The sequence below is a fragment of the Enterobacter sp. SECR19-1250 genome, from assembly GCF_013391025.1.
Lineage (GTDB): Bacteria > Pseudomonadota > Gammaproteobacteria > Enterobacterales > Enterobacteriaceae > Enterobacter > Enterobacter cloacae.
The window spans coordinates 1-12004 of sequence record NZ_JACASJ010000006.1 but is presented as its reverse complement, the minus strand read 5'-3'; the positions used below and the strand labels follow the sequence as shown (position 1 = coordinate 12004).

General features: G+C 54.1%; 13 protein-coding genes. 4 read left to right on the top strand and 9 right to left on the bottom strand.

Annotated features, from left to right (window positions below; all coding sequences use genetic code 11):
• Positions 1 to 79: 79 nt before the first annotated feature.
• The 3 genes from HX884_RS02780 to kduI all read right to left on the bottom strand — a co-directional run bounded on the left by HX884_RS02780 (position 80) and on the right by kduI (position 3469).
• Entirely contained in the window at positions 80 to 1513 is a 1434-nt protein-coding gene (locus HX884_RS02780; protein ID WP_286012102.1) for a sugar porter family MFS transporter, read from the bottom strand.
• Positions 1514 to 1807: 294 nt separating this feature from the next.
• Complete coding sequence (gene kduD, locus HX884_RS02775; protein WP_013098575.1) at positions 1808 to 2569, bottom strand: 2-dehydro-3-deoxy-D-gluconate 5-dehydrogenase KduD; 762 nt, start codon at positions 2567 to 2569, stop codon at positions 1808 to 1810.
• Positions 2570 to 2632: 63 nt separating this feature from the next.
• Positions 2633 to 3469: a 5-dehydro-4-deoxy-D-glucuronate isomerase gene (kduI, locus tag HX884_RS02770; protein WP_013098576.1), complete on the bottom strand. Its 837-nt coding sequence runs from the start codon at positions 3467 to 3469 to the stop codon at positions 2633 to 2635.
• A gap of 300 nt (positions 3470 to 3769) precedes the next feature.
• On the opposite strand from kduI, the gene HX884_RS02765 reads away from it, so the two are divergent.
• Positions 3770 to 4945: an oligogalacturonate lyase family protein gene (locus tag HX884_RS02765; RefSeq protein ID WP_178327619.1), complete on the top strand. Its 1176-nt coding sequence runs from the start codon at positions 3770 to 3772 to the stop codon at positions 4943 to 4945.
• Between the two features lie 107 nt (positions 4946 to 5052).
• Here the strand turns inward: HX884_RS02765 and HX884_RS02760 are convergent, their stop codons facing one another.
• The 3 genes from HX884_RS02760 to HX884_RS02750 form a co-directional block, all read right to left on the bottom strand.
• Positions 5053 to 5736 (bottom strand): porin, encoded by a 684-nt coding sequence (locus tag HX884_RS02760; RefSeq protein WP_020687115.1) that lies wholly within the window; start codon positions 5734 to 5736, stop codon positions 5053 to 5055.
• Between the two features lie 243 nt (positions 5737 to 5979).
• Positions 5980 to 7158 (bottom strand): acetyl-CoA C-acetyltransferase, encoded by a 1179-nt coding sequence (locus tag HX884_RS02755; protein WP_178327618.1) that lies wholly within the window; start codon positions 7156 to 7158, stop codon positions 5980 to 5982.
• Between the two features lie 93 nt (positions 7159 to 7251).
• Entirely contained in the window at positions 7252 to 8118 is an 867-nt protein-coding gene (locus HX884_RS02750; protein ID WP_178327617.1) for a LysR family transcriptional regulator, read from the bottom strand.
• A 105-nt stretch (positions 8119 to 8223) separates the two neighbouring features.
• On the opposite strand from HX884_RS02750, the gene HX884_RS02745 reads away from it, so the two are divergent.
• Both HX884_RS02745 and HX884_RS02740 read left to right on the top strand, forming a co-directional pair.
• Positions 8224 to 8685, top strand: coding sequence for a multidrug/biocide efflux PACE transporter (locus HX884_RS02745; RefSeq protein WP_061772264.1), 462 nt, complete (start codon positions 8224 to 8226; stop codon positions 8683 to 8685).
• 120 nt (positions 8686 to 8805) lie between these two features.
• A complete protein-coding gene (locus tag HX884_RS02740) occupies positions 8806 to 10035 on the top strand; it encodes an amino acid permease (RefSeq protein ID WP_178327616.1) in 1230 nt (409 codons plus the stop codon).
• A gap of 39 nt (positions 10036 to 10074) precedes the next feature.
• On the opposite strand, the gene HX884_RS02735 is transcribed toward HX884_RS02740, so the two are convergent.
• The gene (locus tag HX884_RS02735; protein ID WP_013098583.1) at positions 10075 to 10527 is read right to left on the bottom strand and encodes an Lrp/AsnC family transcriptional regulator; all 453 of its coding nucleotides are present in this window, start codon (positions 10525 to 10527) and stop codon (positions 10075 to 10077) included.
• A 114-nt stretch (positions 10528 to 10641) separates the two neighbouring features.
• Here HX884_RS02735 and HX884_RS02730 point away from each other — a divergent pair, with 114 nt between their 5' ends.
• Entirely contained in the window at positions 10642 to 11253 is a 612-nt protein-coding gene (locus tag HX884_RS02730) for a LysE family translocator (protein ID WP_020687110.1), read from the top strand.
• A gap of 27 nt (positions 11254 to 11280) precedes the next feature.
• Here HX884_RS02730 and HX884_RS02725 read toward each other — a convergent pair whose 3' ends face one another.
• Together HX884_RS02725 and yjdI are read right to left on the bottom strand one after the other, a co-directional pair.
• Positions 11281 to 11553 carry a GNAT family N-acetyltransferase gene (locus tag HX884_RS02725; RefSeq protein WP_013098585.1) on the bottom strand — a complete coding sequence of 91 codons (273 nt, stop codon included), beginning with the start codon at positions 11551 to 11553 and terminating at the stop codon, positions 11281 to 11283.
• A gap of 10 nt (positions 11554 to 11563) precedes the next feature.
• Positions 11564 to 11794 carry a 4Fe-4S mono-cluster protein YjdI gene (gene yjdI / locus HX884_RS02720; protein WP_013098586.1) on the bottom strand — a complete coding sequence of 77 codons (231 nt, stop codon included), beginning with the start codon at positions 11792 to 11794 and terminating at the stop codon, positions 11564 to 11566.
• Between the last annotated feature and the right edge of the window lie 210 nt (positions 11795 to 12004).

Below are 12004 nucleotides of genomic sequence, written 5' to 3'. Positions count from 1 at the left end.
GAGAGGGGGTCCTCCGTGCAGACATTATTTTATGGGGATCCCTCAACCTTTGGGGAGAGGGTTAGGGCGAGGGAATAAATTACACGCCAATATTACGTAATTTCTCCCCGCTCATCAGCTTGCGTTCAATATGCTCCAGCGTCACGCCTTTGGTTTCAGGAATCAGCCAGAAGGTCACCCCGATAAACACCACGTTCAGTACCGTGTAGAGCCAGAACGTTCCTGCTGCACCAATGGCATCCAGCAGCGTCAGGAAGGTTGCGCCGATGATCATGTTCGACACCCAGTTGGTGGTGGTGGAGCAGGTGATGCCAAAGTCGCGGCACTTCAGCGGCTGAATTTCAGAGCACAGGATCCACACCACCGGTGCGGCACTCATGGCATATCCGGCGATACACATCATGGTCATCCCGACAGAGAGCCAGGAGAGACCGCTCGAAGCGGTGCCATTATCAAACTGCATCAGACAGTAACCGAGGATCAGCGTACCGAGCGCCATTACGCTAAAGCCAATCTTCAGCGCCGGTTTACGACCGGCTTTATCCACGGTAAATACCGCGATAAACGTGGCAAACATAAAGGTCAGCCCGACCACCAGCGTTGCAATCATCTGCTGTTCGGTGGTGGTAAATCCGGCCATTTTGAAGATACGCGGCGCGTAATACATGATGATGTTCATCCCGGTGAACTGCTGCATCGCCTGCAGCAGCATGCCAAGGAACACCGCGCGACGCACGTTGCGGTTGGCTTTAAACAGCGACCAGCCGCCCTGCTTCAGCTTCAGGCTTTCGCGGATCTCGTTCAGCTCTTCACGCGCTTTCTCTGAGGTATCACGCAGCATGCGCAGCACCTCTTCCGCTTCCACGTGACGACCTTTCTGCGCCAGCCAGCGCGGGCTGTTCGGCAGGAAAATCACCAGCACAATCAGCAACAGCGCGGGCAGCGCCAGCACCCCCAGCATGGCGCGCCAGTTACCACTGTAGCTGAAGTAAGTATCTGACAGAAACGCCAGTACGATGCCGAGCGTGACCATCAACTGGTACATACTGATCATCTTGCCGCGCACGTTCTCGCTCGCCATCTCCGAGAGATACAGCGGCGCAGTGTAGGAGGCAATCCCGACCGCCACGCCCAGCAGGACGCGGGAGAGCAGCAGCACTTCCACGTTGGTGGCGAACGCAGAGCCAATGGAACCTGCCACAAACAGAATTGCCCCGACCATCAGGCTATATTTGCGCCCGAGACGGAACGAGAGCCAGCCGTTGAACAGCGCGCCGATGGCCGCGCCAAGCATCATGCTGCTCACCACCCACTCCTGCAGGCGACTGCTCAGCGTAAAGTGATCGGTAATAAACGGTAATGCGCCAGCAATGACGCCGATATCCAGTCCAAATAACAAGCCAGCCACTGCCGCCGCAATGGAGACAAACTGGTTCATGCGGCGAGTATCGCGCAGCGCCGCGGGCATGAGGGTAGAGTCATTTATAGATGTCATAGTTTCCTGCCTGAACAGAGAAATTCGTTAAGTGAAATTACGAGATAGCGAAGAAAAGTGTCAGGCCGGAATTCGCGAAGATATGGATTATTTCGCTATGGCATGGCGATCTGTGATGGACATTACAATTTCAACTCGCGGTGAAATATCGCCATATTTTACTAATTGATTAATATTTAAGTAATAAAACTGTGATGCGTGTCATTTATGATTTTTTAGTATGGATTTTTCATCTTTGTCGATATGGATAATGACAATTTTTGAGCAAAAAAAACCTCCACCCGCAGGCAGAGGCTCTTTCGTCAGCGCGAATTAACGCGCCAGCCAGCCGCCATCAACCGCTACGGTATAACCGTTGATGTAGTCCGACGCCTTCGATGCCAGGAACACCACAGGCCCTTTCAGATCGTCCGGCAGCCCCCAACGCCCTGCCGGGATTCGGTCAAGGATTTCCGCGCTACGCTGCTCGTCCGCACGCAGCTGCTGGGTGTTGTTGGTCGCCATGTAGCCCGGGGCAATGGCGTTAACGTTGATATTGTGCTTCGCCCATTCGTTCGCCAGCAGACGGGTGACCCCCATCACTGCGCTTTTTGACGCGGTGTAAGACGGCACCCGGATGCCCCCCTGGAAGGAGAGCATGGAAGCGATATTGATAATCTTGCCGCCGTTCCCCTGAGCGATGAAGTGTTTCGCCGCCGCCTGAGACATAAAGAACACGCTTTTGATATTCAGGTTCATCACGTCGTCCCAGTCGCGCTCGCTGAAGTTAATCGCGTCTTCACGGCGGATCAGCCCGGCATTATTGACCAGAATATCGATATGACCGAATTCCGCCACGGCGCGATCCAGCAGGTCAGGAATGGCGTCGATTTTACGCAGATCCGCGGTCAGGCTCAGGAAACGGCGGCCCAGCGCGGTCACGCGCTCGATGGTTTCCGTAGGCTCGACGATGTTGATGCCCACGATATCGCAGCCCGCTTCTGCCAGCCCCAACGCCATGCCCTGGCCCAGACCGGTGTCACAACCGGAAACCACAGCCACTTTACCTTGCAGAGAGAATGCATCCAGAATCATGTTTGTTCCTTACTCTTTCGATGCCTGTCAGCAACAGGCAGATTTATGCTTAACTGCCCGCGACTAGCGCAGATCTTTTACCGCGACGTGGTCCATGTCATCAAAGACCTGGTTTTCACCGACCATTCCCCAGATGAAGGTATACGCCTTCGTCCCCACGCCGGAGTGAATTGACCAGCTCGGAGAGATAACCGCCTGCTCGTTATGCATCACGATATGGCGTGTTTCCTGCGGTTGACCCATCATGTGGAATACGCAGGCATCCTCATCCATGTTGAAGTAGAAATAGACCTCCATGCGGCGCTCGTGGGTATGGCACGGCATGGTATTCCACAGGTTGCCCGGCGCCAGCTCGGTCAGCCCCATGCTGAGCTGGCAGGTCTCCAGCACATCCGGAACGAAGTATTTGTTGATGGTACGACGGTTGCTGGTGAGGTTATCGCCCAGCGTCACCGGGGCTACGTCTGCCGGGGTAACTTTTTTGGTAGGACAGGTGGTGTGAGCCGGGGCGCAGTTGTAGTAAAACTTCGCTGGCGTGCTGCCATCGACGCTGGCAAAGACCACCTCTTTCGCGCCCTTGCCGACATACAGCGCGTCGCGGTGACCAATTTCGTAGCACTGGCCGTCAACCGTAATGGTGCCCGGCCCGCCAATGTTAATCACGCCCAGTTCACGCCGTTCCAGGAAATAGCTCACGCCGAGCTGCTTCCCCACTTCCCCACCCACGGAGACAGTTTTGGTCACCGGCATAATTCCACCCACAATAATGCGGTCAATGTGGCTGTAGACCATGGTGTAGCGATCGGCTTCGAACACCTGCTCAACTAAAAATTCACTGCGCAGCCCCTGCGTGTCGAGGGTTTTGGCGTGCGCGCTGTGGATGCTTTGTCTGACGTCCACGATAACCTCCAGAATGGATCGTGCCCGAAGGCAGAAAATTAACGAAACGACGTTCCGTTTTAAGGATAAGCACAGTGTAAACGCCCATAATGGGGTTTTCAATTACATTTAAAACATCGTTTCATTTTTTGTGATTCTTTATACCAGAAATGGTGTTCCGATCACGGAAGCGTCAGGATTCGCCGCTTCATCTCCCTCAAACTGACAAACTGCGCGATAAGTCACACTAAATAAAACAGTGTTTTGATAATTTAATACCTACTTTTTAATCTTATTTTTTATTGCCGAAAGGAGCGCATTATGGCTAAAGGTATGCGGGTCAAGCTGAACTACGAGATCGGCCGGGATCCGGATACAGGCGTGGAAGTCACGCGTCTGACCCCGCCTGAAGTAACCTGTCATCGCAACTACTTTTACCAGAAGTGCTTCTTTAATGACGGCAGTCATCTGCTGTTCTCCGGAGCGTTCGATGGTCACTGGAACTATTACCTGCTGGATCTGCAGAACGCCGAAGCCGTACAGCTGACAGAGGGCGCAGGCGATAACACCTTTGGCGGATTTCTCTCCCCGGACGATCGCGCCTTCTACTATGTGAAGAACGATCGCACGCTTATGGAGGTCTCTCTTAAGACACGGGCAGAGCGTGAAGTGTACCGCGTCCCGGATGACTGGGTCGGTTACGGCACCTGGGTGGCAAACAGTGACTGCACCAGCCTTGTGGGCATTGAAATTGCGAAACGCGACTGGACACCGCTGAACGACTGGCAAATTTTCCACGACTTCTTTCATAAAGGGCCACACTGCCGGCTGCTGCGCGTGGATCTGAAAACCGGCGAGAGCTCAATCATTCATGAAGAGAAGAAGTGGCTGGGGCATCCTATTTATCGTCCGTTTGATGACCATACGGTGGCGTTTTGTCACGAGGGACCACACGATCTGGTCGATGCCCGGATGTGGCTGGTCAACGAAGATGGCACCGACATACGTAAAGTCAAAACGCATGCACAAGGTGAAAGCTGTACCCACGAATTCTGGGTCCCGGATGGCTCCGCGCTGGTATACGTCTCGTATCTGAAAGGCCAGCAGGGTCGTTCCATCTGCCGCTTCGATCCACAAACCGGCGTGAATGAGACGATAATGCAGATGCCATCCTGTTCACATTTGATGAGTAATTTCGACGGCACGTTACTGGTGGGCGACGGTTCCGGCACACCGGTGGATGTGAAAGACACCCACGGTTACACCATCGATAACGATCCCTATCTCTACGCCTTTGACGTGGCCAAAAAGCGCTACTATCGCATCGCCCGTCATGACACCTCCTGGGCGACGGTAGAAAATAGCCGCCAGGTCACCCATCCGCATCCCTCCTTTACACCGGACGAGAAAGCGGTGCTATTCAGTTCCGATAAAGACGGTAAACCTGCCCTCTATATTGCGAAACTCCCCGCGCAACCGGATATGTTGTCTGCATGATTTAAAAATGTGTTTCTGTAACTGGCCTTGCCCTCCTTACGGAGGGCTTTTTTTGCTCTGAACGTTTTGCCCGGTGACGCCGCGCTCACCGGGCCTGGAGGGAAATATCAGAAGGAATACGCCACGCCTAAACGGAAGCGGGTCTGACGTTCATCGCTCTCTTTCACACCCACGTTACCCACCTCAACATACGGCGCCCAGTTTTTATCCCATTTATACGCCAGCTTCGCGTTATATTCGGTGGAATAATCTTTATTATTATTACGGACCATCCCTTCCGTACTTTTTGCATAAACATAATTCAGTTCGGTACGCCAGTCTCCCATGACCCAGCCGACCCAGGCATCACCACGGTTAACTTTGTCATCGTCTTTATTAGAGCTCGACGGATAACGGGTATATTCATAACGGTAACGCGCGGCCACGTAAAAGCCATTATCGAAACTGTATTGCAGGTGCAGGTTCGGTTTATAAATGGTACGGCTGTCGTTACTCTCAAGCGTGAACGCGGGAGTCAGCGCAATATTCTCTGTCGCTTTCCAGCGCCAGCTAATTTGATCTTCATGACCGTTACCCACCACATCCGCAAACGGCTGGTCGGCCTTATCGCCACCCGATTTCCATTTCGCTTCTACAGAAAAACCGACGCCATTCGCAAAGCGATGCGAGACTGAAACACGGTCTGCATTTGCGCCGTTGTCGATGTATTCATGACGCAGATCGACGGTCACCGCCTGCGCGGCGAAAGAAGTACCAATAAGAGAAGCTACAACCAGAGATTTGTTAAACATGACAAAAACCCTCAATTAAAATAACGTTTCATTTTTATGAAATGTCAGTTTATTTTTTAATAAATGCTATTTTAGTGAGCAAGATCGTAATTATTTGTTTCATTTTTTTCGGTACAAATCGGCGTGATACACGTCAACAAACAAGTGGGATTTAGGCGAAATTAATGGAGGGAGATCACGTCAGGCAGGAATAACGCGCATAAAAAAACCTCCCATCGGGAGGTTTTTTTATGAAGGAAGGGATTAACGTTCGATAGCCAGCGCTACTCCTTGCCCACCGCCGATACAGAGCGTGGCAATGCCTTTACGGGCGTTACGCTTTTTCATCTCGTGAACCAGCGATACCAGAATGCGGCAGCCGGAAGCGCCGATGGGATGACCGAGCGCAATCGCACCGCCGTTGACATTCACCCGCAGCGGATCCCACTCCAGCATTTTGCCCACTGAGATCGCCTGCGCGGCAAAGGCCTCGTTGACTTCAATCAGATCCACATCGGAAAGCTGCCAGCCCGCACGATCCAGGCAGCGGCGGGTCGCATACACCGGTGCGATCCCCATTAACGCCGGATCAACCCCCACGCTGGCAAACGCCTTAATCCGGGCCAGCACGGGGAGATCCAGTTCCTGCGCTTTGCTTTCGCTCATCATCATCACCGCTGCCGCACCGTCGTTAATCGAAGAGGCATTTCCCGCCGTGACCGACCCTTGCGTTTCAAAAGCAGGATTGAGCATGGCCAGCCCTTCTGCGCTGGCATCGGTTCGCGGCTGCTCATCGGTGTCGACGACAATCGTCTGACCGTTCTGGCGCTGGGTGCACACCGGGACAATTTCATCGCGAAAACGCCCGGAATCAATCGCGGCACGCGCTTTCTGCTGCGAGCTCAACGCGTAAGCATCCTGCAGCTCACGGCTTATACCGTACTCACGCGCCAGGTTTTCCGCCGTCACGCCCATATGATAATCATTAAACGCGTCCCACAGCCCGTCATGCACCAGGCTGTCGAGCAGCTGGCTGTTACCCAGCTGCGCGCCGGTGCGGCTGTCGGTGAGGACATGCGGCGCGCGGCTCATGTTCTCCTGCCCACCGGCAATGATTACATCCGCTTCACCACACTGGATGGCCTGCGTGGCAAGATGCAGCGCCTTTAACCCTGAGCCACAGACGTCGTTGATGGTGATTGCCGAGACGGTGTTGGGCAGGCCGCCTTTTAGCGCCGCCTGACGGGCAGGGTTTTGCCCGGCGCCGGCCGTCAGGACCTGTCCGAGGATCACCTCATCGACTTCATGTGCCGGGATCCCGCTGCGCTCCACCAGCGCTTTCACCACCACGCTACCCAGTTCAACAGCCGAGTGACGCGCCAGCGCTCCCTGAAAACAGCCGATAGCTGTACGCAACGCACCCACTATAACGACATCTTTCATCACCACCTCTGCGTTAAAGGACATGACGATAGTAGAGGATTGTTACTGGCATTTATCTTAATTGTTTAAAAATAGTGAGTTTAATCACAAGGATCAGCGTGCGTCCTGCAGATACTGCCGCAGCCAGCTTCCGGCGACGCCGGGAGGGGATCGTTTATTCCACAGCAGATCGATACCGATCGCGCGAGGCCAGCCAGGAACATTCAACTGCACCAGCGATTTCGCGGCGGCAAATTCTTCCACCAGCGCACACGGCAACACGCACCAGCCAAATCCCTGCACCGCCATACTCAGCAGTAACAGGTAATTCGGTGCCGACCAGACCGGCCCCCGGGCGAGCGTTGCCTCGCGCTCCAGGTAGGTGCTGAGCCGCAGTTCCCGCCAGCCGTGCAGCTCATCGGCCTGCACTTCATGTTGCCCGGCCAGAGGATGCGTGGTCGCGACATAAATCGCCATCCGGGTTTGCATCGGCAACCGGGTGACGCCAATATCGGTCGGGTAAGCGTCACGCGCCTCCGTCAGGCCAACCTGCGCCCTCTCCTTTTGCAGCAGATCGATGACGTCCTCTTCCTCGCCAATCAGGCACTCAAATTCCGTATTGGGAAAACGCTGGTCAAACTGGTTCATCAGATCTTCCAGCACGTCCGGGTTAAGCGTATCAGAGAGGACAAACGTCAGGCGCGCCTCCGTTTGCGCGGTCAACGATACCGCCAGTTCGTCCAGCCGCGTGCTGGCGGCGAGGATCGCCTGGACATAGCCCAGCACCTGCTCTCCCTGAGCGGTTAACACCGGCTGGCGCGCCGAACGGTCGAACAGATCAAAGCCGAGGTCAGCTTCAAGATTGGCAATCGAGGTGCTGATTGTTGACTGGCTTTTACGCAGCCGCCGTGCGGCAGCAGAGAAAGAGCCCGCTGCCACGGTTTCAACAAACGCGGTAAGGGCTTCAGGTGAGTAGCGCATAACCTATCTACTTTATCGATGGATACCATCTTTAATATATCACCTTTAGCGATAAAAATAGGCGCCATCAACGCCCATACCGGCGAATTAATGAGGTCGAAAGCTATGCAACATCTGGATGCACTCCAACGTAAACTGCCGGAGCGGATCTTCCACGCGGTCTGCTTTGAGGGGATTGCCACGGCGATCCTCGCCCCAACAGCAGCGTGGCTGATGCAGCGTTCCGTGGTGGAGATGGGTGGGTTGACCATTATCCTCGCCACTACGGCCATGCTCTGGAACATTATCTATAACTTCGGTTTCGACCGTTTCTGGCCTGTCCAGCGCGTAAAACGCACGGCAAAAGTCCGCGCGCTGCATGCCCTGGGGTTCGAATGTGGGTTTATCGTGATTGGCGTGTCGATTGTCGCTGCGGTTCTTGGCGTCACGCTGGTGCAGGCATTCACGCTGGAAATAGGTTTCTTCCTGTTCTTCCTGCCCTACACCATGTTCTACAACTGGGCGTATGACACGTTACGTGAGAAATTCCTGAAGCGCCGTCAGCAGCGACGCGCTCTGGCGGGCTAACTCCCCCCTGGCCGGACGACTGGTCCGGCCAAACTCCGTCGAAGCAACTGCGCTCTCAACGCATAACTATGGTAAATTGCACTCCATTCTGAATGGTTTGCTAGTTGATACGTTGCTCTAATGTCGAAAATTTGGTCAAAAGATGAGACTCTGTGGTGTTTCGCTCTCTATGGCACGGCCGTGGGCGCAGGAACGCTGTTCTTGCCCATCCAGCTGGGCTCCGCAGGCGCTATTGTCCTGTTCATTACCGCCCTTGTGGCCTACCCATTAACCTACTGGCCGCATAAAGCGCTGGCGCAATTTATCCTGTCGTCAAAAACGAAAGGCAATGAAGGGATCACCGGCGCGGTCTCCCACTACTACGGCAGGAAAATCGGGAATCTGATCACCACGCTCTATTTCGTCGCCTTCTTCGTGGTGGTGCAGATTTACGCCGTGGCCATCACCAATTCATTAACCGAGCAACTGGCAAAAAGGATGACGGTGGATACCGCCACTCGCGTGCTGGTCAGTTTTGGCGTGGTGCTGGTATTGAATCTTATCTTCCTGATGGGGCGACATATCACGATCAAAGTGATGGGCTTCCTGGTGTTTCCGCTGATCGCCTATTTCCTGTTTGTCTCCCTGTACCTGACCGGCAGCTGGCAACCCTCACTGCTTACCAGCCAGATGGCGTTTGATCGCCACACTTTGCATCAGGTGTGGATCTCAATCCCGGTGATGGTGTTCGCGTTTAGCCATACGCCGATTATCTCCACCTTTGCCGTCGATCGCCGCGAGAAGTTCGGTGACGCAGCCATGGACAAGTGCAAGAAAATCATGAAGGTGGCGTATCTGATCATCTGCCTGAGCGTGCTGTTCTTTGTGTTCAGCTGCCTGCTCTCGATTCCGCCGTCCTATATTGTGACCGCAAAAGAGCAAGGGGTGACGATCCTGTCAGCGCTGTCGATGATGCCCTCTTCTCCGGCCTGGCTCGGCATTTCCGGCATTATTGTGGCGATTATTGCCATGTCGAAATCGTTCCTGGGCACCTATTTTGGGGTGATTGAAGGGGCGACGGAAATCGTAAAGTCGTCGCTGAATCAGGTCGGCGTGAAGAAGAGCCGCGCCTTTAACCGTGCGATTTCTATTCTGGGCGTGTCGCTGATCACCTTTGCGGTCTGCTGCATTAACCCGAACGCCATTTCGATGATTTACGCCATCAGCGGTCCGCTTATCGCCATGATCCTGTTTATCATGCCGACGCTGTCGACCTACCTGATCCCCGCCCTGAAGCCGTATCGCTCCATTGGCAGCCTGCTCACGCTCATTGTTGGCGTGCTGTGCGTGTCGGTGATGTTTGTCGGCTAACCCTCGCGTGCCCGGCCTTCTGCCGGGCGCGTCTGATTTTTACAGTGGAAACGGTCTGTCCTGCACGACCGTTTTCATCACCAGCGTAGAGCGAAGATGCTGTACGCCTGGCATGGCAGAAAGTTTCTCGTCATACAGTTTCTGAAAAGCCGACAGATCGCGGGTGACAACATGCATCAGGTAGTCGGGATCGCCAAATAATCGCTGGGCCAGCACGATTTGCGGGATCTCTTCCACCGCCTCTTCGAACGCGCTGACCGCTTTCTTATCACCCTCTTTCAGGGTGGCAAACACAATCGCCAGGAAATTAAACCCCATTTTGGCGGGATCGAGATTGGCGCGATACCCCGTAATGGCTCCGCTCTGCTCCAGCGCACGTACGCGTCGGTGACACGGAGAGAGGCTCAGGTTCACCCGCTCCGCCAGCTCCGTAAGAGATAAACGGCCATCAGCCTGCAGTTCAGCAAGAATTTTTCGATCAATGCTATCCATATGGAAGATTTTCTCAATTTTAGCGTTTTATGAGCATAACATTGAAAACTCATTTCGTACCGATACCGATATTCTTTCTCTCCGGGTAATTCAGGTACAGGAGTTTCACAGACGATGGAAATGAGTATTGTGGCCGGTTTTTGGGTGGTGTCCTTCCTGCTCATCATGACACCGGGTGCAGACTGGGCCTATGCGATCAGCGCCGGGATCAACGGGCGGCGCGTAGTGCCGGCGGTGATGGGGCTGATGTCCGGGCATCTGCTCGCCACGCTGGTCGTAGTGGCGGGCGTGGGTGTGTTGATTGCTCAACATCCACTGGCATTATCAGGGCTGACAATTGCGGGGGCGGTTTATCTGCTGTGGCTCGGCATCACGCTGTTACGCCATCCTGCTGCGCCGGAAAGCACCGTGCAGCATGCAGGAAACTGGAAACAGTGGGCGGTGAAGGGATTATGTATCAGCGGGCTCAACCCAAAAGTCTTCTTACTGTTTCTGGCGTTGCTTCCGCAGTTTACCGATCCAAAGGGAAGCTGGTCGATTGCCACGCAGATGTCAGCCTTGGGTGTGATGCATCTTATTACCTGCACACTGGTCTATTTGCTGGTGGGGTATGGTTCGAAAGCGGTGCTGGCGACCCGTCCGCAGGCGGCACGTGCGGTGAGTATGGCCTCAGGGGGGATTATGGTGGCGATCGCGCTGGGATTGCTGCTGGAGCAGGTGAGATAAAAAAACACCGGCCATCGCCGGTGTGTTTTACGCCCGAATATCGTCATATTCCCGCGTGTTATCAAACTCATGCTTTGCAAACGGGCACAGCGGGATAATTTTGCGATTCTCACCGCGCATTTTCTCCACCACCTTCGCCACCAGCTGCTTACCAACCCCTTGCCCCTTCAGGCTCGGATCGACATCGGTGTGCTCAATAATACTCAGATGCTCACCTGTGGGTACGAAGACAATCTCTGCAACCTGATTGCCGTTCGCATCGTTCACATAAAACTTGTTATGGCCTTCCAGAATATCCATGGTTCCTCGCTTATTTTTGGCGATACTGCAGCGCACCGCTCGGGCAGGTATCAATCACGCGTACAACGGTTTCCACGTCCACTTCATCAGGAATGATCCACGGTTTACGTTTCAGATTAAACAGCTTTGCGCTGCCGCGAACGCAGTTACCGGAGTGTTTGCAGATCCCGGTATTGAAGTAGACGTCAATTTTCTCCCCGGTATAGGCCCGGTAACCCGCATCCAGTAGTTCTTTATCCATGACATTGCCTCTGTAATTATTATCGTGCTGAATGAAGCATAGCCTTACGGGATCCTGATGGCTATAACGTATAGCGTTTTCTTGCCGGATTGTTTCCCCTGCGTGGCTTTGTTGAATAAATCAGATTTCGGGTAAGTCTCCCCCGTAGCGGGTTGTGTTTTCAGGCAATACGCACGCTTTCAGGCATACCTGCTTTCGTCATTTTGTTCA

Bases quoted from the DNA above. Each gene is read 5' to 3' on its own strand.
- HX884_RS02740 (WP_178327616.1), top strand. From the start codon at position 8,806: ATGTCGAAAATTTGGTCAAAAGATGAGACTCTGTGGTGTTTCGCTCTC.
- HX884_RS02725 (WP_013098585.1), bottom strand. From the start codon at position 11,553: ATGGATATTCTGGAAGGCCATAACAAGTTTTATGTGAACGATGCGAAC.
- HX884_RS02760 (WP_020687115.1), bottom strand. From the start codon at position 5,736: ATGTTTAACAAATCTCTGGTTGTAGCTTCTCTTATTGGTACTTCTTTC.
- HX884_RS02755 (WP_178327618.1), bottom strand. From the start codon at position 7,158: ATGAAAGATGTCGTTATAGTGGGTGCGTTGCGTACAGCTATCGGCTGT.
- HX884_RS02730 (WP_020687110.1), top strand. From the start codon at position 10,642: ATGGAAATGAGTATTGTGGCCGGTTTTTGGGTGGTGTCCTTCCTGCTC.
- HX884_RS02750 (WP_178327617.1), bottom strand. From the start codon at position 8,118: ATGCGCTACTCACCTGAAGCCCTTACCGCGTTTGTTGAAACCGTGGCA.
- kduD (WP_013098575.1), bottom strand. From the start codon at position 2,569: ATGATTCTGGATGCATTCTCTCTGCAAGGTAAAGTGGCTGTGGTTTCC.
- HX884_RS02745 (WP_061772264.1), top strand. From the start codon at position 8,224: ATGCAACATCTGGATGCACTCCAACGTAAACTGCCGGAGCGGATCTTC.
- HX884_RS02735 (WP_013098583.1), bottom strand. From the start codon at position 10,527: ATGGATAGCATTGATCGAAAAATTCTTGCTGAACTGCAGGCTGATGGC.
- yjdI (WP_013098586.1), bottom strand. From the start codon at position 11,794: ATGGATAAAGAACTACTGGATGCGGGTTACCGGGCCTATACCGGGGAG.
- HX884_RS02765 (WP_178327619.1), top strand. From the start codon at position 3,770: ATGGCTAAAGGTATGCGGGTCAAGCTGAACTACGAGATCGGCCGGGAT.